Source organism: Actinosynnema sp. NPDC050436 (assembly GCF_040655415.1).
Taxonomy (GTDB): domain Bacteria; phylum Actinomycetota; class Actinomycetes; order Mycobacteriales; family Pseudonocardiaceae; genus Actinosynnema.
Window position 1 is genome coordinate 155,699 of sequence record NZ_JBFAJV010000003.1, and the last position, 19,322, is coordinate 175,020.

The 19,322-nt window shown below is 72.7% G+C and carries 14 protein-coding genes and 1 tRNA gene; 8 read left to right on the forward strand and 7 right to left on the reverse strand.

All coding sequences use genetic code 11. The annotated features are described in order from the left end of the window. Positions 1-198: 198 nt before the first annotated feature. Positions 199-717 (forward strand): hypothetical protein, encoded by a 519-nt coding sequence (locus AB0I60_RS09080; RefSeq protein ID WP_360727091.1) that lies wholly within the window; start codon positions 199-201, stop codon positions 715-717. A 57-nt stretch (positions 718-774) separates the two neighbouring features. Here AB0I60_RS09080 and AB0I60_RS09085 read toward each other — a convergent pair whose 3' ends face one another. From AB0I60_RS09085 to AB0I60_RS09100, 4 genes are all read right to left on the reverse strand, one after another. After that, the gene (locus AB0I60_RS09085; protein WP_360727093.1) at positions 775-5,646 is read right to left on the reverse strand and encodes a DNA repair ATPase; all 4,872 of its coding nucleotides are present in this window, start codon (positions 5,644-5,646) and stop codon (positions 775-777) included. After that, positions 5,643-7,649, reverse strand: a complete 2,007-nt coding sequence (locus AB0I60_RS09090; protein ID WP_360727095.1) for an SPFH domain-containing protein — start codon at positions 7,647-7,649, stop codon at positions 5,643-5,645. The genes AB0I60_RS09085 and AB0I60_RS09090 overlap by 4 nt, the downstream gene beginning before the upstream one ends. Then, entirely contained in the window at positions 7,649-8,209 is a 561-nt protein-coding gene (locus tag AB0I60_RS09095; protein ID WP_360727097.1) for a hypothetical protein, read from the reverse strand. Before AB0I60_RS09095 ends, AB0I60_RS09090 begins: the two co-directional genes overlap by 1 nt. 136 nt (positions 8,210-8,345) lie before the next feature. Then, complete coding sequence (locus AB0I60_RS09100; protein WP_360727099.1) at positions 8,346-8,897, reverse strand: TetR family transcriptional regulator; 552 nt, start codon at positions 8,895-8,897, stop codon at positions 8,346-8,348. A gap of 56 nt (positions 8,898-8,953) precedes the next feature. On the opposite strand from AB0I60_RS09100, the gene AB0I60_RS09105 reads away from it, so the two are divergent. Next, complete coding sequence (locus AB0I60_RS09105; RefSeq protein ID WP_360727101.1) at positions 8,954-9,964, forward strand: FAD-dependent monooxygenase; 1,011 nt, start codon at positions 8,954-8,956, stop codon at positions 9,962-9,964. 10 nt (positions 9,965-9,974) lie between these two features. On the opposite strand, the gene AB0I60_RS09110 is transcribed toward AB0I60_RS09105, so the two are convergent. Both AB0I60_RS09110 and AB0I60_RS09115 read right to left on the reverse strand, forming a co-directional pair. After that, positions 9,975-10,823 (reverse strand): exodeoxyribonuclease III, encoded by an 849-nt coding sequence (locus tag AB0I60_RS09110; protein ID WP_360727103.1) that lies wholly within the window; start codon positions 10,821-10,823, stop codon positions 9,975-9,977. Between the two features lie 237 nt (positions 10,824-11,060). Beyond that, positions 11,061-11,136: transfer RNA gene (locus AB0I60_RS09115), tRNA-Lys, on the reverse strand. Between the two features lie 210 nt (positions 11,137-11,346). Between AB0I60_RS09115 and AB0I60_RS09120 the strand changes: the two genes are divergently transcribed. Further along, positions 11,347-11,841: a GNAT family N-acetyltransferase gene (locus AB0I60_RS09120; protein ID WP_360727105.1), complete on the forward strand. Its 495-nt coding sequence runs from the start codon at positions 11,347-11,349 to the stop codon at positions 11,839-11,841. Positions 11,842-11,909: 68 nt separating this feature from the next. Here the strand turns inward: AB0I60_RS09120 and AB0I60_RS09125 are convergent, their stop codons facing one another. After that, entirely contained in the window at positions 11,910-12,185 is a 276-nt protein-coding gene (locus AB0I60_RS09125) for a hypothetical protein (protein ID WP_360727107.1), read from the reverse strand. A 260-nt stretch (positions 12,186-12,445) separates the two neighbouring features. Between AB0I60_RS09125 and dusB the strand changes: the two genes are divergently transcribed. From dusB to AB0I60_RS09150, 5 genes are all read left to right on the forward strand, one after another. Beyond that, the gene (gene dusB / locus AB0I60_RS09130; protein WP_360727109.1) at positions 12,446-13,582 is read left to right on the forward strand and encodes a tRNA dihydrouridine synthase DusB; all 1,137 of its coding nucleotides are present in this window, start codon (positions 12,446-12,448) and stop codon (positions 13,580-13,582) included. A gap of 7 nt (positions 13,583-13,589) precedes the next feature. Next, positions 13,590-14,033 carry a hypothetical protein gene (locus AB0I60_RS09135; protein ID WP_360728496.1) on the forward strand — a complete coding sequence of 148 codons (444 nt, stop codon included), beginning with the start codon at positions 13,590-13,592 and terminating at the stop codon, positions 14,031-14,033. A gap of 187 nt (positions 14,034-14,220) precedes the next feature. Then, positions 14,221-15,078, forward strand: a complete 858-nt coding sequence (locus AB0I60_RS09140; RefSeq protein WP_360727111.1) for a GGDEF domain-containing protein — start codon at positions 14,221-14,223, stop codon at positions 15,076-15,078. 1,609 nt (positions 15,079-16,687) lie between these two features. Next, on the forward strand, positions 16,688-16,921 hold the full coding sequence (locus AB0I60_RS09145) for a hypothetical protein (RefSeq protein WP_360727113.1): 234 nt from the start codon (positions 16,688-16,690) through the stop codon (positions 16,919-16,921). Positions 16,922-17,595: 674 nt separating this feature from the next. Further along, entirely contained in the window at positions 17,596-19,320 is a 1,725-nt protein-coding gene (locus AB0I60_RS09150; RefSeq protein ID WP_360727114.1) for an LCP family protein, read from the forward strand. The last annotated feature ends 2 nt before the right edge of the window (positions 19,321-19,322 follow it).

Below are 19,322 nucleotides of genomic sequence, written 5' to 3' on the forward strand. Positions count from 1 at the left end.
GACAAAGGTCTCATCGGCCCAGCCCGCTGGACCGGACGGCGCACGGGGCACCGCCGTGCCGGACGAGCCGCGCGCCGCTCCGCACCGGGTCTCCCGGCACCGGTTGAGATGCTCAAACCCGCACCGCGTAACGCCTTCAGGCGGCAGAGCGATTCCACGTGACCATCGGTGAGTGCCGTCTGGAGCGGGTGCAACGGGATGAGCAGGGTCGGCCGGATCGCGTTCGCCGGGATCACGGGTGTGCTGGCGACGGCGGCCGTGGTGACCATGGCGATCACGGTGAACGAGCCCCGGCCGGTGGACGTGCGCCGGGTCGACCTGAGCCCGGCGCAGCCGGGTGTGCTCAGCGCCACCTACACGACGACCGTGCAGGTGCGCCCGTCGCCGACGACCGCGCTGGTCGCCCCGCCGCCGCAGCAGGAACCCGTGCCGCCGCGCACCACGACCACCGAGCCGCCGGCCGCGCTGCCGCACACCGACCCGCCCGTGCCGCCGCTGCCGCCCGCGCCCACCACGACGAGCCCGTCGCGCGGCCGGCCGGACGTCCCGCCCTGCGACTTCACCCGCTTCCCGACCACCAGGTGCCTGCCGTGGCGGGTCCCGCGCTCGCCGGGCGAGATGTGCGCGTGGCTGCGCGCGCAGGGCTTGCCGCACTTCGAGTTCCGCGACCCGTACGGCCGAGAGATCGACTTCGACTACCGCATCTGCGACGACTAGCCGCGCTGCCCCGTGGTCGGGTGGCAACCGCGTCCCCTTCCGCACGAGGCCGTGCGGCTAGCGCTCCGCCAGGCGGTCGATCGCGCCGCCCACCCGGTCGGCCAGCAGCCCGACCGCGCCCACGGCCCGGCTGACCGGGTCGTCGTCGGAGCCGCCGAGCGCCCGCTCGCGCAGGAAACCGGCCTTCACCTCGGCCCACCGCCGGGCCTGCTCCGGGGTCAGGGTGCCGCGCAGTTCGGCCAGCTTCAGCAGGTTCGCCTCCGCGCCGGAGGTCAGCGTCTGCGCCTCGCCCAGGTAGTGGTCGTCGATGACGGCCATCAGCTCGGCGTCGTTCATCACCGGCACGACCTTCTCCGCCAGCCTGTTCATGTTCCGGTAGGAGCCCTGGAGCCGGAAGGGCGGCTCGGTGCGGGAGGACTCGGACTGGGCGGCCGAGGCGATGTACGCCTGGTTGTTGGCCAGCACGACCTGCTGCACCCGCAGCAGCTTGCGCAGCACGCCGAGCACCTGCTCCAGCTCGACGGGGGTGTACGGGTGGGCGAGCCGGTCGGCCCGCACCTCCTCGCCGCGCGCCATCCGCACCAGCAGGTCGACGTCGCCCCGGTCGCGGGTGGAGAGCGGGGCGAGGACGGCGTTGGAGGTGAGGGCGTTCTCGACGTAGCTCAGCGCGAACAGGTCCTCGCGGCCGGACAGCACGTCGCCGAGGTTCCACACGTCGGCCCGGTTGGCGAGCATGTCCGGGACGCGGAACCGCTGCCCGGACTCGGTGTAGGGGTTGCCGGCCATGCACACCGCGAACCGCTTGCCGCGCAGGTCGTAGGTCCGGGTGCGGCCCTCCCACACGCCCTCCATGCGGCGCTGGGCGTCGCACAGCGAGATGAACTTCTGCAGCAGCTCGGGCGAGGTGTGCTGGATGTCGTCCAGGTAGAGCAGCACGTTGTTGCCGCTCTCCAGGGCGAAGGAGATCTTCTGCACCTCCTGGCGGGCGGTGGCGTCGGGGGCGTCGGCCGGGTCGACGCTGGTCACGTCGTGGCCCAGCGCCGGGCCGTTGACCTTGACGAACACCAGGCCGAGCCGGTTGGCGACGTACTCCATCAGCGTGGTCTTGCCGTAGCCGGGCGGGGAGATGAGCAGCAGCAGCCCCATCTGGTCGGTGCGCTTGGCGTCGCCCGCCGCGCCGAGCTGCTTGGCCAGGTTGTCGCCGATCAGCGGCAGGTAGACCTCGTCCAGCAACCGGTTGCGGACGAACGCGCTCATCACCTTCGGCTGGTACTCCTCCAGCCGCAGCCGCCGCTTCTCCTCGGCCACCAGGTCGTTGCGCAGCCGCTGGTACTCGCGGAAGGCGGGCACCCGCTCGGTCCGGAACCGGCGGGTGCGGGCCAGCACCTCGTCCAGGCGCAGCACCAGCGAGCGGCCGGTGACCCGGGGGTGCGCGCCCAGCAATCCGTCCACAGTGGACTCCACCTGCGCGGACGACTCGTAGCGCGGCAGGTCCCGGCAGAGTTCGAGGGCGACCGCCTCGGGCAGGTCGGGGTCGTCCCGGCCGCCCAGGAAAGCGTCGTACCAGCCCTCCACCAGCGCCTTGCGGTCGTCCAGGTCGGGGAACGCGCGCAGGTCGTCCTCGAAGTCCTTGCGGTTGCCCAACCCCCGGTGGAACGCGTCCACCAGCGCCCGCGCGGCGGCACCGGCCACGAAACCGGGCGGCGCGGCGCACAGCTCCTCGAACAGGTACTCGCCGGCCAGGACGTCGCCCGCCCGTTCGGCCAGTTCCGCGCACAGCTCGTCGATCGCGCCGGTGTGGCCGAAGGTCGCGCGTGCCCGGCCCAGCGACGCGGCCCGCCGCGTCCACCGGTCCCGGTCGTCCTCCTCGGCGCGCGCCCACAGCAACTGGGCGGCGGCACGCGCGGCCGACGGGAAGCGCAGCAGTCCCGCGCCGGAGTGCAGGCGCAGCAACACGTCCAGGACCTTCGCGGCGTCGTGGTCGTGCACGCCGCGCTCGTAGCCCTCGTCCAACCGGGCTTCCGAGGCGCGGCGGACCAGGTCGAGCAGCCGGCCCTCGGTGGCGGCGGCGTGCAGGTCGTCCACGGGCTGGTCGGCGAGGATCGACGCGGCCAGGTGCTCGGCCCGGTAGACGTCCGCCGTCTCGGACACCACGAGCTGGTCCCAGAACGGTCGGGTGGCGGCGAACCGCTCGTCGCGAACCGGCGCGCGGAAGTCGGTGCCGGTGATGGCGAACGCCAGGCCGCCGTCCTTGGGCACCAGGGTGAGGTCCAGCGGCTGGGTGTTGACCGCGAACCGGTGCCGGCCCAGGCGGATCGCCTCGCCGTCGAACAGGTCGAGCCGGTCGCGCAGCGCGCGGCCCGCCTCCTGCCGCGCGGCCAGCACCCGGCCGGCCAGCTCCTCGGCCCGCACCTGGTCGCCCAGCTCGCGCAGTTCGTCGGCGACGGCGCGGACGCGGGCCACCATCGGGTCGGTGGCGAAGTAGGTGTTGACCTCGTCCAGCGAGGCCAGCGACGCGACCCGGCGCACCACGCCGCCCAGCGTGCGGTCGGCGGACTCGGCGAGCCGGTCCGCGCGCCGTGCCCGGTCGTCCAGCAGCGCCTGCTTGCGCGAGGAGAACGCCTCGTAGACGTCGGTCCGCTTGGTGCCCAGCCGGGCCAGGAAGTCGTCGAACTCGCCGAACCGCGCCTCCAGGTTCTCCAGGTGCAGCAGCAGCTTTCCCAGCTGCTCGTCGCAGCGCTGCGGGGTGTCGGCGACCGCGAGCGCACCGGTCACGGCCTGCCCGAGCAGCGCGAACTCGGCGGCGAACTCGGCGCGGCCCTCGGTGGCCGCCAGGTCGCGGCGCCGACCGTCCACAGTGGCCCGTGCCCGGTTCAGGCCGCCCAGGACCTCGCCGATGCGCTCCAGGATCGACGTGCGCACGGTGGCGTCCGCGATGTCCAGCGAGCCGACGACCTCGGTGAGCACCTCCAAGCCCTGCTGGCGCTCGGCCAGTTCCTCGGTGACGGGCCGGGCCTCGGCCACCGAGCGGATCGCCTCGGCCTTGCCGACCAGCACGTCGACCTGCTCGTGGAAGCCGGTGAACGCGTCGTCGCGCCGCAGGTGCTCGACCGCGCGCTGGGCCGTCGTGGCCAGCTCCTCGGCCAGCGACGCGGACAGGGCGTCGATGCGGGCGAGGTCGACGTAGCGCAGCTCCCGCAACGTGACCAGGTGTCCCTGCGCCGCGCGCAGGTCGGCCAACTGGCGCACCCACGCCTCCGCGCCGCCGGGCACCTCGCCCCGCGCGCGGCGGATCGTCGACGCGATGTCGTCGTCGGCCTCGGTCAGCGCGGCGGCGGCCTGGTCGGTCAGCGCCTGGACGGTCTCGAACTCGTCCAGCACCTGCTCGGCGGTCGCCCGCACCTCGGTCAGCGGGGTGCGCAGGTCGCCCAGGTCCGGGTCGCCCAGCCAGTGGTAGGCGTCGAACACCCTGGTGCACGCGGCGATCAGGTCCTCGAACACCGGCGCGGACGGGGCCATCTCGCCGACCACCCGGCTCACCGAGAGGCAGTCGGAGATGCCGCGCACCAGGTCGGCGTTGCCGACCCGCTCCAGCGGCCCGGTGCCGACCGGCTGCCCGGCGGCGTAGGTGTCGGACAGGTACGGGGTCTGCCACACCTGCATCGGGTGCACGCGGGTCGGCTCGTCGTCCACCGCGCGGAACACGACCATCGTGCCGTCGTCGAACAGCGAGTAGCCGTGGCAGGACAGCGGGGTCGAGACCTCCTTGCGGATCACGTTGTAGGGCAGCAGGAGCGAGCGGCCCTCGCGGCGGGCGTGGAAGACGTAGAGCACGTCCTCGCCGTTGGTGGACCGGATGACCCGCTCGAACTCCAGCTCGTCCACGGCGGTGTCGAAGGTCTTGCTGACGCCCGTGGCCAGGTAGTAGCCGCCCGGGAAGATCAGGCCCTGGTCCTCGGGGAGCCGTTGGCACGCCTGGCCGATGCCGTCGAGCCGCACCACGGTCTTGGTGCGCGTGTTGAACACCAGGTGCCGCCACGCGCCCTCGTTGTACGGGCGGACGCGCAGCAGGATCTGGGACCCGACCCGCGCGTACTCGACGTCCGCGTCCGCCAGGGACTGCAACGGCTCGTCCACCGGTTCGCGGTAGATGCCCTCGCCGGACTCGGTGTTGTTCTCCACCTTGATGGTGAGGTCGCCGCCGACGGTCTCCACGAAGACCTCGTCCTCGACGGAGATGTGCGGGTGCCGGCCCAGCACGTGGTGCTCGCGCGCGGTCGGCGTCCACTCGAAGTCGTGCGACGGCGGGAACACGTGGTCCCGCTCGCCCCGGTTGTCCAGGTACTTGACCGCGCCGTCGAGGCCGATCTGCCAGCGCAGGACCTTGGTGTCGCCGATGCGCGCGCCGGTCTGGAACACCGCGAGCAGCTTGCCCTCGACCCGGCGCAGCTGCACCAGCCTGGTGTCGCGGTAGTAGCGGTACAGCTCGGCGAAGTCGCGCAGGAACTGCGGGTCCCGCAGCAGGCCGGGCAGCTCGTCGTGCGCGTCCTCGAACCGGAACGCGTCGCCGTCGCGGGTGAAGCGGTGCAGCGAGAAGACGTCGTCGACCGAGGTCTCCGGCTTGAGGCCGATGAACACGTTGTAGCCGAACAGCATCAGCCCGGACACCGCCGTGCCGTGCTCGTCGGAGGCGGACACCGACACGCAGTCGCGCGGCACGCAGTTGTTCTCGGTGCGGATCCGCTCGGTGCCCAGCAGCGTCAGCTCGGCGCTGCCGAACACCTCCAGCCGGCGCGCGTTGAGCGCCTCGGCCCGGCGGGCCAGCCCGGCCGCCTGCTCGGCGAGCCGGGCCTTGAGCACCTCGTAGGTACCCGCGTCCAGGGACGCGGCCGGGCCCGTCGTCGACCCGGCCGTCACGGGTGCGGTCACGACTGGGCGGCCAACGCCGCCACCGGCCGTTCGGCGACACCGAGCCGCTGCGCGGCGGCCAGCAGCTCGCGCAGCTTGCCCTCGTCCGGTCCGCCGGCGTTGATCAGCTTGAGCAGCAGGGCGGACACGGTGAGGTTCTTCAGGTCCCCGGTGCCGAACGAGCCGAGGACCTTGCCGATGTCCTGGGTGAAGTCGGACGTGCCGTTGAGCCACGACGCGCCGAGGGTCTTGGCGACGTCGGAGTGGCCGACGAACCCGTCCACGGCCTTGCCGACCGAGATCGCGCCGACCACCCGGTCGAAGAACATGCCGTCGCCGCCGACGATGTCGATGTCGGCCTTCTCCAGGCCGGCCGCGAGCACCTTGGCCTGCGCCTCGGCGACCTGGCGCTGCACGTCGATGTCGGCCAGCCGGATCTCCTTCTCCGCCTCCAGGCGCAGCCGGTACTCCTCGTGCTCGCGGGTGGCGCCGTCCAGCGCGGCCATGGCGCCCGCCTTGTCCGACAGACCTTCCGCCTCGCCCTTGAGCTTCTCCCGGATCGCCTCGGCGGCGACCAGCGCCTTCTCCCGCTCCACCACGGCCTCCGCGCGGCCGACCTTCTCGATCGCCTCCGCGTCGCGCTCGCGCACCTGCACGTCGGCCAGGCCGCTCGCGGCGGCGTCGGCCTGCTTGCCCTCGGCCAGCCGGATCATCGCGCGGGTGTCCAGCTCGGCGGCCTGCTGCCGGGCCTCGGCGAGCAGCAGCTCCTCGCGGGCCTTGAACTTCGCCGCCGCCTCGGCGGCCTCGGCCGCCTTGATGTCCTTGACCAGGTGCTCCTGCGCCTCGGCCTCGGCCTGGATGACGGTGGTCTGGCGCAGCCGCTCGGCCTCCTCGACCGCGCGCAGCCGCTTGATGTTCTCCTCCTGCTCCGCCACGGTCTTCTCCACCGCGATGCGCTCGCGGACGACCTCGGCGATGGCCCGCTTCTCGCCCTCGACCTCCTTGTCCTTGGAGATCCGGGACAGCTCGGTCTCCCGCTCGCGGCCGATGACCTCGAGCTGGCGGTCCTTCTCGATCCGCTCGGTCTCGATGGCGATCACCCGCTCGCGGTTCTTCTCCGCCACGGCGATCTCGCGCGCCTTGTTCTCGTGCTGGATGCCGAGCTGCTCGTCGGTGCGGATGCCCGCCGTGCTCGCCTTGAGCCGCTCTTCGGCCTGCACCTTGGAGATCTCGGCCTCCTCGCGGGCGCGCATGGTCTCCACCTCGCGCTTCTGCTTGATCTCCGCGTCGGCCTGGCGGCGCTCCAGTTCGAGGATCGCCTCGCGCGCCTCCACGTTCTGGCGGGTGATCTCCTTCTCCTCGCCGCGCTGGAACTCGTTGGTGCGCACGTGCTCGATCGCGGTCAGCTCGGTGATCTTGCGGATGCCCTGCGCGTCCAGGATGTTCGACGGGTTGAGCTGCGCCATCGGCGTCTGCTCCAGGAAGTCGATGGCCGCGTCCTCCAGGCTGTAGCCGTTCAGGTCGGTGCCGATGACCTCGATGATCTGGTCGCGGAACTCGTTGCGCTTGGTGTAGAGGTCGACGAAGTCGAGCTGCTTGCCGACGGTCTTGAGCGCCTCGGAGAACTTGGCGTTGAACAGCTCCTGGAGGGTCGCCTCGTCCGAGGCGCGGGCGGTGCCGATGGCCTGCGCGACCTTGATGACGTCCTCGACCGTCTTGTTCACCCGCACGAAGAACGTGATCCGGATGTCCGCCCGGATGTTGTCCCGGCAGATCAGGCCCTCGGTGCCGGCGCGGCGGATCTCGATCGTCTTCACCGAGATGTCCATGATCTCGGCCCGGTGCAGCACCGGCAGCACGATCGCGCCGGTGAACGTCACGTCCACCTTGCGCACCTTCGAGATGATCAGCGCCTTGCCCTGCTCGATCTTGCGGAACAGCCGGCTGACCATGAACAGCAGCGCGAACAGCACGAGGAGGGCGACGGCTACCAGGATGCCGAACCCGGTGGTGATGACGTCCATCAGTGCTCCCCCAACGGGTAGGTAGGGATCGGGGCGACCCAGAAGAACTCGCCGTCGGGGTCGTAGTCGAAGATCAGCGCCGTGACGCCGGCGGTCAGCGCGTCCTGCCCGGCCTGGCGGACCTGCACGGTCGCCGACGAGCCGTCGTCGGCGGTCACCTCGGCCTGGCCGAAGCTCGCGGTCACCGTGCCGGTGCGGATCACGCACACCTTGCCGACGAAGTCGTTGCGCGACGCCGATTCGACCACCGGGTAGAGCCGGCGCAGCGGGATCGCGGCCACCCGCGCGACGGCGAAGCCGAGCACCAGCGACCCGGCGAGGACGGCGAGGTCGAAGCCGTCGAGGAGGGTCGTGCCGGCCAGGCACGCGAACCACGCCACCGGCACCAGCAGGGAGACCACCACGCTGGTCGGCACGCCACCCAAGCCGTAGGCCAGTTCCACGCCGCCGTCCAGGTCGACCCCGAACGCGGCCAGCAGCCAGAACAGGACGACGGCGATGAGCAGGATCGAGAGGATGACCGTCGGGAAGGCGAACGCGGCTGCGAAGAAGTCCCCCATGCACCCCCCTCTGGTTGAAAGGGACACTAACCCGTTGACTGCGGTCTGCGACGTGGAATGACGGAACGCGGTCGGTCGACTACGCGGCGGCCGGACGTCGACACCGCGCCGTACCAACGTTTCCGAGCGCCGCCCTTCAGGCGTTCGGTCCGAACACCCCGCGCAGCACGGTCCGCACGGCCTCGGCGGGCGCGAAGTCGGGCTGGGGGTTGGCGAGCTGGTTGGTGAGCAGCCCGTCGACCACGGCCAGCACCAGGCGGAGGTCGCGCACCGGGTCGTCGGAGCCGAGCGCGGCTAGCAGCGGTGCCGCCCACTGCGCGATGCGCCGGTGCGCGGCGGCGATCCGCAGGCCCAGCTCGGGACGCACGGCGGCCTCCACGAACACCGCGTGCCGGGCCAGCGTGATCAGGCGCTCGTGTGCGAGCTGCTCGACCAGCCGCCCCACGACCGCCGCCAGCGCGTCGGGCGTCGAGACGTCGTCCACGAGCCGACCCCACAGCTCGGTCTCGCGCTCCAGCAACCGGTCCACGACGCCGTCCACCAGCGCGTCGCGCGTGCGGAAGTGGTTGGAGGTCGAGCCCTGCGGCAGACCCGCCGCCGCGTCCACGGCCCGGTGCGTGAGCCCGCGCGGGCCTGCCGCGCCCAACACCGCGATGGCCGCGTCGAGCACCTGGAGCCGCCTCGTCACAGCCGTGACACTACACCCGTAGTGTTAGGCACTACAGCTGTAGTACGGTCACCGGTATGAGAGCAGCGGTGATCGGCGGGGGCATCGGCGGTCTGACGGTGGCGACCGGCCTGCGCCGGGCGGGCTGGGAAGTCACCGTGTTCGAGCGGGCACCGGCCCTGCCCAGCGCCGGGACGGGCCTGGGGATCTGGCGGGATGCACTGGACGCCCTGGACGAGGTCGGCCTCGGCGACGCCGTCCGCCGCGCCGGCCGCAGGCAGCCCGAAGGGGTGGTGCGCAAGCCCGACGGGAGGCGGATCGGCGTGCTGCGGGCGGACGTCCACCTGGTGACCCGCCCGGCGCTGCTGGCCACCCTCGCCGCCGCCCTGCCCGCCGGCGCGATCCGGTTCGGCGAGGAGCCCACCGACCTGGACCACGACCTGGTCGTGGCGGCGGACGGCATCAACAGCGCCACGCGGCGCGCGTTGTTCGGCGTCGACGTCCGGCCGTCCGGCGCGATCGGGTGGCGCGGCACGGTCGACGTCCCGGTCGAGGCCGGCGGCGAGACGTGGGGCAGGGGCGTGAAGTTCGGCCTCACCCCGCAAGCCGACGGCCGCACCAACTGGTACGCCATGACCGGCCCGGACGCCGACCTGCACCGGACCTTCGGCCACTGGCACGACCCGATCCCCGCGATCCTGGCCGCCGCGACGGAGGTCCTGCGCCACTCCCTGGACTACGTGCCGCCGCTGCCGGCGTACCACCGGGGGAACGTGGTCCTGATCGGCGACGCGGCCCACGCGATGACGCCCGACCTGGGCCAGGGCGCGTGCCAGGCGATCATCGACGCGGTGACCCTGGCCCGGTGCGCCGCAGCGGACCCGACCACGGCGCTGCGGGCGTACGACGCGTTGCGGCGCAAGCGGACCCAGCGCATGGTCCGGCAGTCCCTGGCGCTCAACCGGCTGGCCAGGACCCGCCACCTCACCGGCGTGCGCGACGCGGCGCTGCGGGTGGCCCTGGCCCTGCAACCCCGCAGGACGCCCGACTGGAGCGCCGACCTGGAGCCCGACGAGCTGGCGGGCTAGGACTGGCGGGCTAGGACTGGGGGAGCTTGGCCGTCCGCTGCGGCCGGGGGGCCGACGGCGGCGGCACGACCGGCCCGACGTCCCCGTCCGGCGCGGTGTCGAGGTCGACGACCACCGGCGCGTGGTCGCTGGGCCCGGTCCCCTTGCGCGCCTTCCGGTCCACCCACGCCGCCGCCACCCGGGAGGCCACCGGGTCGGAGGCGAGGACCAGGTCGATCCGCATCCCCAGGTCCTGGTGGAACATGCCGGCGCGGTAGTCCCAGTACGTGAAGACCCGCTCGTCCGGCCACCGCTCCCGCACGACGTCCCGCAACCCCAAGGCGTCCACGGCCGCGCGCTCGGGCGCCGTCACGTGCGTGTGGCCCACGAACGCGGCCGGGTCGAACACGTCGGCATCGGCCGGGGCGACGTTGACGTCCCCGCACACCAGCACGTCGTCCCCCTGCTCGGCCACCACCTGCCGCAGCGAGTCCAACCACGCGAGCTTGTAGCGGTAGTGGTCGGAATCGGGCTCGCGCCCGTTGGGGACGTAGACGGAGAAGACCCGGACCCCACCACAGGTGGCGGCAACCGCCCGGGCCTCCGGGTGGGGGAAGCCGGGAGCCCCGGCCACCCCCGTGACCACGTCCACCAGCCCGACGCGGGACAGCAGGGCCACCCCGTTCCACCGGGACTCCCCGAACGCGGCGACCTCGTACCCCCGTTCGGCGAGGGGAGCGGTGAGCAGCGCGTCGAAGGCGTCGTCGGTCAGCTTGGTCTCCTGGAGGCACACGACGTCAGGAGCGCGCTCGTCCAACCAGGGCAACAACCGTGGCAACCGCTGCTTGACCGAGTTGACGTTCCACGTGGCGACCCGCATCACCCCACGGTAGCGCCACTGTCCGACTGCCACGCGACCGCACAGGGCGACCTCGGCGGTGCGCAGCAGCGGCCCCACGGGTGACCTTCCGGGCGTCGATGACTCAGGACGTTCACATGGGGTGGCGCTCGCCTGGCCATGCGGATGCGGACGCACTCGGCGCTGTGATCAGCGATGAGTCCGCCACATGGGGAAGTGCTTGAGACGCGAAAGCCCCAGGCCGTTGACCTGGGGCTTTGGTGGGCCGCCGGGGGATCGAACCCCGAACCCGCGGATTAAAAGTCCGCTGCTCTGCCAGTTGAGCTAGCGGCCCGCTGCCCAGGTTAGTGGAAGACGGGCGGGTCGTTCGACGGTGGTGACATACGTGGTGTGCGCCACATCAGGTGCTTGGGCGCATCGAGAGGTGCGGCCGGGCGTCAGGAGGCGGGGTGAGGGGTGGCTGGGCTGCGGGTTGCGGTCTGGTCAAGTGGGGTTGAGCTGCGGAGACGGCGGGATTGTCGTACTCGGCCGGCACTGTGTCGGCATGACCGCGAACATTCGCATCGAGCCTTGGTCCGAGAGTGACCTGGACCTGCTGCACCGGCTCAACGCGCCGGAGATGACGACCCACCTCGGCGGTCCGGAGGCCGAGGACCAGGTTGTCTCCCGGCACGGCCGGTACCTCGTGTTGCGCAGTGGAGCGATGTACCGGGTCGTGGTCGACGGGGAGTCGGCGGGGAGCGTGGGCTTCTGGGAGAGGGAGTGGCAGGGGCACACGGTGCACGAGGTCGGGTGGAGCGTGCTGCCCGAGTTCCAGGGACGCGGTGTGGCCGTGGCGGCGGCAGCGGTGGTCGTGGAACGGGCCCGGCAGGCCGGGCCTGATCGGTGGGTGCGCGCGTTCCCGTCGGTCGGCCACCTGGCGTCCAACGCGGTGTGCCGCAAGCTCGGGTTCACCCTTCAAGGTGAGGTCGAGTGCGAGTACCCGCCTGGCCGCTTCATGCAGTGCAACGACTGGGGGTTGGCGCCGGTGCACGCTTGAGGAAGAGGCGGGTGGTCGGCGTTCGATGGGGGCTGAGCGCCGACCGATCCCAGAAGAGATGTGGTGGGTCAGGTGGTCGTCGCGCGGGCGGGCCGGGTGACCGTTGGGCGAGCGGGCTGACCGGTGATCGCACCGGGGTGGGGGACGACCCGCGCGCGCTGGGCGGTGGTCGTGTGCATCAGCCGGAGCACGGCCAGGGCGCGCGCTCCGCGTCTGCCGGGAACCAGGGCTGCCGCGAGCCCGGCCACCAGGACCACCACGGCCGACGGCCCGTAGCGCAGCACGACTGCGGTCACGACGATCGGGACCGGGGCACTCAGAAGCAGTTGGGTGACTGTGTGCATGGAGCGCTCTCCCTCGTGTGGCAGAGGGACGCGCCCGTGGCACGACGCACTCCGCCGTGAAGAAAGAACGCCTGCGCCTCCACGGCCGGTCGATCGAGACGATCGGCCACCGAGTCAGGAGCAGACGAACTCTGACCACCCCAGTGTGGCACCTCGATCGAGCCGGGCGCGAGCGTCCGTTCGAGAAGCGGGCGGGCCGTGTCGACACGGCTACGGCTCGATCGGGGAGCCGGTCACTCCGGCGGGCTACCCTGGAGGGCGTGCTTTCGGCTGCCCCCACGTTGAAGATCGGCCCCTACGCGGTCGATCCCGCCGTCGTGCTCGCGCCCATGGCCGGCATCACGAACGTGGCGTTCCGGCAGCTCTGCCGCGAGTTCGGCAGCCCCACCTCCCTCTACGTGTGCGAGATGATCACCGCCCGCGCCATCGTCGAGCGCGACTCCAAGACGATGGAGATGATCACGTTCGGCGCGGACGAGCACCCGCGCTCGCTCCAGCTCTACGGCGTCGACCCGACGTCGATGCGCGAGGCGACCAAGCTGATCGTCGGCGAGGACCGGGCCGACCACATCGACATGAACTTCGGCTGCCCCGTCCCCAAGGTCACCCGCAAGGGTGGCGGGGCGGCGCTGCCGTACAAGAGGCAGCTCTTCCGGCAGATCGTGCGGGCCGCGGTGCGCGCCGCCGAACCGGCCGGGGTGCCGGTGACGGTGAAGTTCCGGATCGGCATCGACGACGAGCACCTGACCTACCTCGACGCCGGGCGCATCGCCGAGGACGAGGGCGCGCAGGCGGTCGCGCTGCACGCCCGCACGGCGGCCCAGCGGTACTCCGGGCAGGCCGACTGGACGGCGATCGCGCGGCTCAAGGAGGTCGTGTCCTCCGTCCCGGTGCTCGGCAACGGTGACATCTTCAGCGCGCAGGACGCCCTGGACATGGTCGCGCGGACGGGGTGCGACGGCGTGGTGGTCGGGCGCGGGTGCCTGGGCCGGCCGTGGCTGTTCGGCGAGCTGCAGGCCGCGTTCCGGGGTGAGCCGGTGCCGGCCGGACCGTCGCTGGGCCGGGTCGCGGAGATCCTCGGGCGGCACGGGCGGCTGCTCGCGGCGCACCTCGGCGAGGAGAAGGGCCTGCGCGACCTGCGCAAGCACATGGCCTGGTACCTGAAGGGGTTTCCGGTGGGCGCGGAGCTGCGGCGCAGCCTCGCCATGGTCTCGACGCTGACCGAGCTGGACGACCTGCTCGGCGGGCTCGACCCGGACGCGCCGTTCCCGCAGGACGCCGAGGGCCCGCGCGGCCGGCAGGGCTCGCCCGCGAAGGTCGTGCTGCCGGAGGGCTGGCTGGACGACCCCGAGGACGCGATGACGCCGTCCGCCGAAGACGTGCACTCGGGCGGCTGAGCCGGTGATGCGGGTGGTGGCGGCGGTCCTGTGCGCCCTGGCGCTGGCAGGGTGCGGGTCGCGGGTGACCGGGACCGCGCGGGCGCTGCAGATCACCGACACCGAGCGCACGCTCGTGACCAGCTACTTCACCGCGCTGAACGACGCCGGCGCGCAGGGCGTGAAGCAGCAGCGCGACCTGCTCGCCGACACCCAGCACCCGGACTTCCGGGACGGCGACTGCACGCTGCCGGACGGCACGATCGAGGTCCGGCCGACCATGTCGACGCTGCGCCTGGACCCGGACTGGATCCCGCCCGGCGAGGACGAGCACCCGCGCGGCGTGGTCGTGGTCGTCGCGGTGATGCTGACCGTCGCGCAGGACGGCGTCGAGATCGGCAACCAGATCGGCTCGCAGCACCTCGTCCTGCTCAACGGGAAGACCTACGGCTTCGCGCCGTGCGCCGCCTGAGGTGTCCGCGGCGCTGCGGTCCCGCGACCACGCACGGCGCACGCTCCGGCTTGTTGATCATTCAACGTCACCAGTTCGGAGCAGTCCACGGTCAACCAGTCGAGGGAAATAACCCCTGGACGCGTCCCGCCCGCTCAAGCGCCGCCTCCTAGGAGACGACACCTTGGCAAGGAGGGAGGTGAGCGCGATGACCGCACTGCGACCCGAGGTCGCCGACTTCGACAACGACGGCGGCCACGAACGGCCCCGACCCGCGTCGGAGGGCAGCGGGCTGGTGCAGCTGCACGAGTCGATCGCCGCGCTGCTCGCCTCCCGTGGCCAGTGGCGGCAGGCGTACCAGCACCTGAGGTCCGCGTTCGACCTGGTCTACGCCGACCAGGACGAGCAGCCGCAGGTGCCCGAGCAGCTGCGGCGCGAGGTGGACCGGCTGCGCCGCGAGCACGCGGAGGCCCGCGAGCAGAGCCTGCGGGACAGCCTGACCGACAGCTACAACCGCCGGTACCTGGACGAGCGCCTGCTCGGCATGGTCGCCGACCACGGTGCTGCGGTGGGCGGCCTGGCGCTCGCGCTGATCGACCTGGACTGGTTCAAGCAGGTCAACGACACGTTCGGGCACCTCCTGGGCGACCGGGTGTTGCAGCGCGTGGTGGAGCTGCTGCAGGAGCAGCTCCCGGAGGGCGGGTTCTGCGCCCGCTACGGCGGTGAGGAGTTCGTGCTGGTGCTGCCGGGCGTGGATGCGACGGTGGGGGTGGAGATCGCCGAGTCGGCGCGGATGCGTGTCGAGCGTCACGCCTGGGCTTCGCTGGCCCCCGGTTTGCGGGTGACCGTCAGCATCGGGTTGGCTTACGAGCCTCCGGAGGGGGATTCGCCGACTCGTCCTCCGGTCGCACCCGAACAGCAACTGCTCCGCGCGGACAGCCTGCTCTACACCGCCAAGCAGTCAGGACGCAACGCCGTCGCCTACCGGGACAGCGGCCGGGTTCGGTTGGCGGGTGCCGCCGCCGGTCGACGGGGAATCGCCGAACCGCGGGTTGCCGGTTACTGAGATGTAGTGGCAGCTCACCCGTTCGGAGGTAGCAGGCTGCCCGGAATCGGGTAGGTGCGACCCCTGTATCACCAGGAGTGGTCGTCAGGACTGGCGGTCATCCGTAGTATCGCCAAGGCAAGTGACACGCCGTTGGTGCAACCAATGTGTCCTTGATGTCGTCAACTCGTGATGACGACCCGCTACTGACCAAGGTTGAAGGGAGACCGGGTGCCCGACGAGCCCCGCCGTGGCGGCCCCGGACCCCGAGGTGAGCAGCCCCCGCAGGACGACCAGCCGACCGGCCGCAGGCGCAGGTCGCTGGAGGGCGGCGGCGGTCTGAGCGTTTCCGAGCTGCTGGAACAGCACAGCCGCACGAACATCCCGCGTCCCGTGCCACCGGACGACCCCAGACCCGAGCCGCCGGGCCCGCAGCAGACCGGCCGCCGGGCCGCGTCCCGCCCGGAGGACACCCGGGAACCGTCCCCGCCGGACACCCACCGCGCTCCCGACCACTTCGCACCGTCCACCGACGCTCCGCAGGAGACCGGCCGACGCGCGCGCCAGTCGTCCCCCGAGGACACCGGCCGCCGCGCGAGGCCCGCTCCCGAGAGCACCGGCCGCCGGGCCCGCCCGACCGCACCACCTCCGCCCCCCGCCGCACCACCGGTCACTCCGCACCCGGTAGCACGGCCTGAGGACACCGGACGGCGCGCGCGCCCCGCCCCCGAGGACGCGGGCCGTCGAGCCCGGCCCGAGCAGGCAGGTCGGCGGTCTGCACCCGACGACTTCGGTCGACGAGCGGCCCCGGAGGACACCGGACGTCGGGCGATCCCTGAGGACACCGGGCGACGAGCGGCCCCTGACGATGCTGGGCGTCGAGCGGCGCCTGAGGATGCCGGGCGTCGAGCGGCTCCCGAGGACACTGGGCGGCGGGCACGGCCCGGCGCTGACGGTGTCGGCCGGCGGGCTGCTGCCGACGAGGGCGGGCGGCGCGCGCGTCCGTTCCCCGAGGACACCGGGCGACGGGCGCGTCCCGCTCCGGAGGACACCGGGCGGCGTGCGCTGCCCGACGCGTTCACGCCTTCTGCCGAGCACACCGGTCGCCGGGCCGCGCCGTCCCCTGAGGACGTCGGACGCCGTGGTGCGCCCGAGAACCGCCGTCCCGGGCCGGAGGAGGTGGCCCGGCCGGAAACGACCGGCCGCCGGCCGCGACCCGAGGCCCCTCCCGGTCGGCGGTACGCGCCCGACGAGCCCCGCCGGCCGGAGGCCACCGGCCGCCGCCCCCTGCCGCCCCCGCCCGGTGCCGGAGCACCAGGTCCGGCAGCGCCCGGTCCGGCAGCACCCGGTCCGGCAGCACCCGGTCCCGGGGCACCCGGGCCGGCAGCACCAGGGCCTGTCGCGCCCGGTCCCAACGGGCACGCGCCCGGCGGTCCGGATGTCCGGCCGCCCGGTGGTCAGGACGGGAGCGGACCGCGCCGGTTCGCGGGCCCCGAGGGCGGTCGCCGCCCCAACGACCCCGGAACCGGCCCACGCCGACTCGCCGAAGGCGGCCCGGACGGCCCGCGCCGCCCGGTCGAAGGCGGACCTGACGGACCCAAACCGCGCCGCTTGGCCGAAGGCGGACCCGATGGCGGACCGCGTCGGCTCGCCGAGGGCGGGCCTGAAGGCAGCGGACCTCGCCGTCTGGCTGAGAATGGGCCGGATGGCAACGGACCGCGTCGCCCGGCCGAAGGTGGACCGGATGGCGGCGTGCCCCGTCGCCCGGCTGAAGGTGGACCGGATGGCAGCGGGCCTCGCCGGTTGGCGGAAGGCGGACCTGCTCAGCGGCGGCCTGCGGATGGTGGGCCGGACGGTGGGGTGAGGAGGCCCGTCGAGGGTGCTCCTCACGCGCCTCGACGGCCTGAGGGCGGGCCCGACGGGTCCGGACCTCGTCGACTGGCCGAAGGCGGGCCGCACGCTCCCCGACGCCCCGCCGAGGGAGCGCCGGACGGCACCGGGCCTCGCCGCCTCGCCGCAGACGGCCCCAACGCCCCCCGTCGCCCTGAGGGCGGACCGGACGGCAGTGGACCGCGCAGGCTTGCTGACGGCGGACCCGAAGGCAGCGGGCCTCGCCGGCTTGCCGAAGGTGCTCCCGAGGGCCTCGGACCGCGCAGGCTTGCGGAGGGTGGACCGGAGGGCAGTGGCCCTCGTCGGCTCGCTGAAGGCGGGCCGGAAGCAGGTGGACCGCGTCGGCCGGCCGAGGGCGGGCCGGACGGCAGTGGGCCTCGTCGCCTTGCCGGAGGTGGGCCCGAGGGTAGTGGTCCGCGTCGGCTCGCGGACGGGCCCGACGCCGCTGCGGCGGACGGTCCCAAGCCCCGGCGGCTCGCCGAGGGCGCGGCCGGTGGACCGGGCGGCGCCCCGGCCGCCGGCGGTTCAGCCAGTGCTGCGCCGGCCGGCAGTGGTGCGGACGGCGGCGGGGACATCTCCGGTCGGCTGGGGGCCGCCGGTGGGCCTGAGCGGCGGGACCAGATCGACCCGGCCGGCCTCACCACCGAGATGGAGGCCATCAGCGACGACGTCAAGAAGCGGCGCGAGGTCGACCACACGCTGGCCCGGTTCTCCGCCGTGCACGACGAGCTCGCCGAGCAGGAGCGCCAGCGCAAGGAGCGCCGGCAGAAGCTCATGCCGTGGAAGGCCGACCACGACGAGGAAGCGACCGTCTACACGTCCTCTGTGGACGGTGACGACGACTCCGACACCCCGGTCCGGCGGGTCCGCACCGTCAAGCACAGCAAGATCGTCCGCGTCGTCAAGGTGCTGTCGCTGACCGCCGCCGTGCTGGTGTTCGTCGCCACCGGACTGGGCTGGGGCGCGATGCTCTACGTGGACAGCAAGTTCACCGAGATCGACGCCCTCAACACCAACTCCGCGGCGGTGCACGAGGCGGAGAAGCAGTTGGGGGACGAGAACTTCCTCATCGTCGGGTCGGACACCCGGGCCGGCGCGAAGGCCGAGGACGGGGTCGGCGACTCCGACGCCGAGCCCGGCGCGCGCTCGGACGTCCTGATGCTGGCCCACGTCCCGGCCGACCGGAAGCGGGTCGTGGTGGTGTCCGTGCCGCGCGACCTGGAGATCACCCGGCCGGACTGCGAGGAGTGGAACCCGGAGACGGCCGAGTACACCGGCAAGACGCTGCCCGCGCAGAAGGGCGTGAAGGCGAACCAGGCGTACGCGGACGGTGGGCCGCGCTGCGTGTCCAACTTCATGACCGAGCTGACCGGGTTGACCATCAACCACTTCATCTCCGTGGACTTCAACGGGTTCAAGGGGATGGTCGACGCGGTCGGCAAGATCAAGGTCTGCGTGCCGAAGGTGATGGACGACGGCGAGCTGGGCATGATCTTCGACAAGCCCGGCCAGTACGAGGTGGACGGCCAGAAGGCGCTCGACTACGTGCGCGCCCGCAAGGTGAAGAACGAGGACTTCGGCGACTACGACCGGATCACCCGGCAGCAGAAGTTCCTGTCCTCCTTGCTGCGCACCGCCCTGTCCACCGAGATGCTGCTGAACCCGGGCAAGCTCAACAGCTTCCTGAACGCGTTCGCGTCGTCCACCGTGGGCCAGAACATCGGCGTCAAGGACATGCTGACGCTCGCGCAGTCGTTGCAGGGCATCGAAGCCGGTCGCGTCACGTTCGTCACGGTGCCGCACTACACCGACGACGGACCCACGCCGTCGCCCAACGACAACCGCGAGATGTTGAAGATGGACGCCACCAAGGCGTTGTTCCAGGCCGTCATCGACGGCACGCCGCTGCCGGACGAGATGCCGGCCGCGCCGCCCGCCGATGCCGGCGCGGTGACCACGCCGCCGCCCGCCGCTCCCAAGCAGGGCAAGGTGATCGACCCGAAGGGCCTCAAGGTCCAGGTGTTCAACGGCGACGCGACCAACGACGGTGCGGCCGGCCGGACCAAGAACTCGTTGCTGGAACTGGGTTTCGACGTGGTCAACAGCGGCGGCACCGATCCCGTGGCCAAGACGGTGATCAAGTACGGCGTCGGCGGCGAGGACGCGGCGTTCACGCTCGCGGCGGCGATCCCCGGTGCCACGTTGGAGGTCGACGCGTCCCAGGGCGGCGCGGTGACCCTCCTGATCGGTCCGGGCTGGGACGGGGAGGTCGTCGCACCGCAGGCCGGGGGCGGGACCCCCGCCGAGCCGGGCAAGACCGCGCCGCCGCCCGACCTGAGCGTGGTCAACGCGGGCAAGGACCCGTGCGCGTAGCC

Excerpts from the sequence above, each read along its gene's own strand:
- AB0I60_RS09150 (WP_360727114.1), top strand. The coding sequence starts at position 17,596 with ATGGAGGCCATCAGCGACGACGTCAAGAAGCGGCGCGAGGTCGACCAC.
- AB0I60_RS09145 (WP_360727113.1), top strand. The coding sequence starts at position 16,688 with ATGGCGGACCGCGTCGGCTCGCCGAGGGCGGGCCTGAAGGCAGCGGAC.
- AB0I60_RS09125 (WP_360727107.1), bottom strand. The coding sequence starts at position 12,185 with ATGCACACAGTCACCCAACTGCTTCTGAGTGCCCCGGTCCCGATCGTC.
- AB0I60_RS09095 (WP_360727097.1), bottom strand. The coding sequence starts at position 8,209 with ATGGGGGACTTCTTCGCAGCCGCGTTCGCCTTCCCGACGGTCATCCTC.
- AB0I60_RS09110 (WP_360727103.1), bottom strand. The coding sequence starts at position 10,823 with ATGCGGGTCGCCACGTGGAACGTCAACTCGGTCAAGCAGCGGTTGCCA.
- AB0I60_RS09140 (WP_360727111.1), top strand. The coding sequence starts at position 14,221 with ATGACCGCACTGCGACCCGAGGTCGCCGACTTCGACAACGACGGCGGC.
- AB0I60_RS09135 (WP_360728496.1), top strand. The coding sequence starts at position 13,590 with ATGCGGGTGGTGGCGGCGGTCCTGTGCGCCCTGGCGCTGGCAGGGTGC.
- AB0I60_RS09080 (WP_360727091.1), top strand. The coding sequence starts at position 199 with ATGAGCAGGGTCGGCCGGATCGCGTTCGCCGGGATCACGGGTGTGCTG.
- AB0I60_RS09120 (WP_360727105.1), top strand. The coding sequence starts at position 11,347 with ATGACCGCGAACATTCGCATCGAGCCTTGGTCCGAGAGTGACCTGGAC.
- AB0I60_RS09105 (WP_360727101.1), top strand. The coding sequence starts at position 8,954 with ATGAGAGCAGCGGTGATCGGCGGGGGCATCGGCGGTCTGACGGTGGCG.
- AB0I60_RS09090 (WP_360727095.1), bottom strand. The coding sequence starts at position 7,649 with ATGGACGTCATCACCACCGGGTTCGGCATCCTGGTAGCCGTCGCCCTC.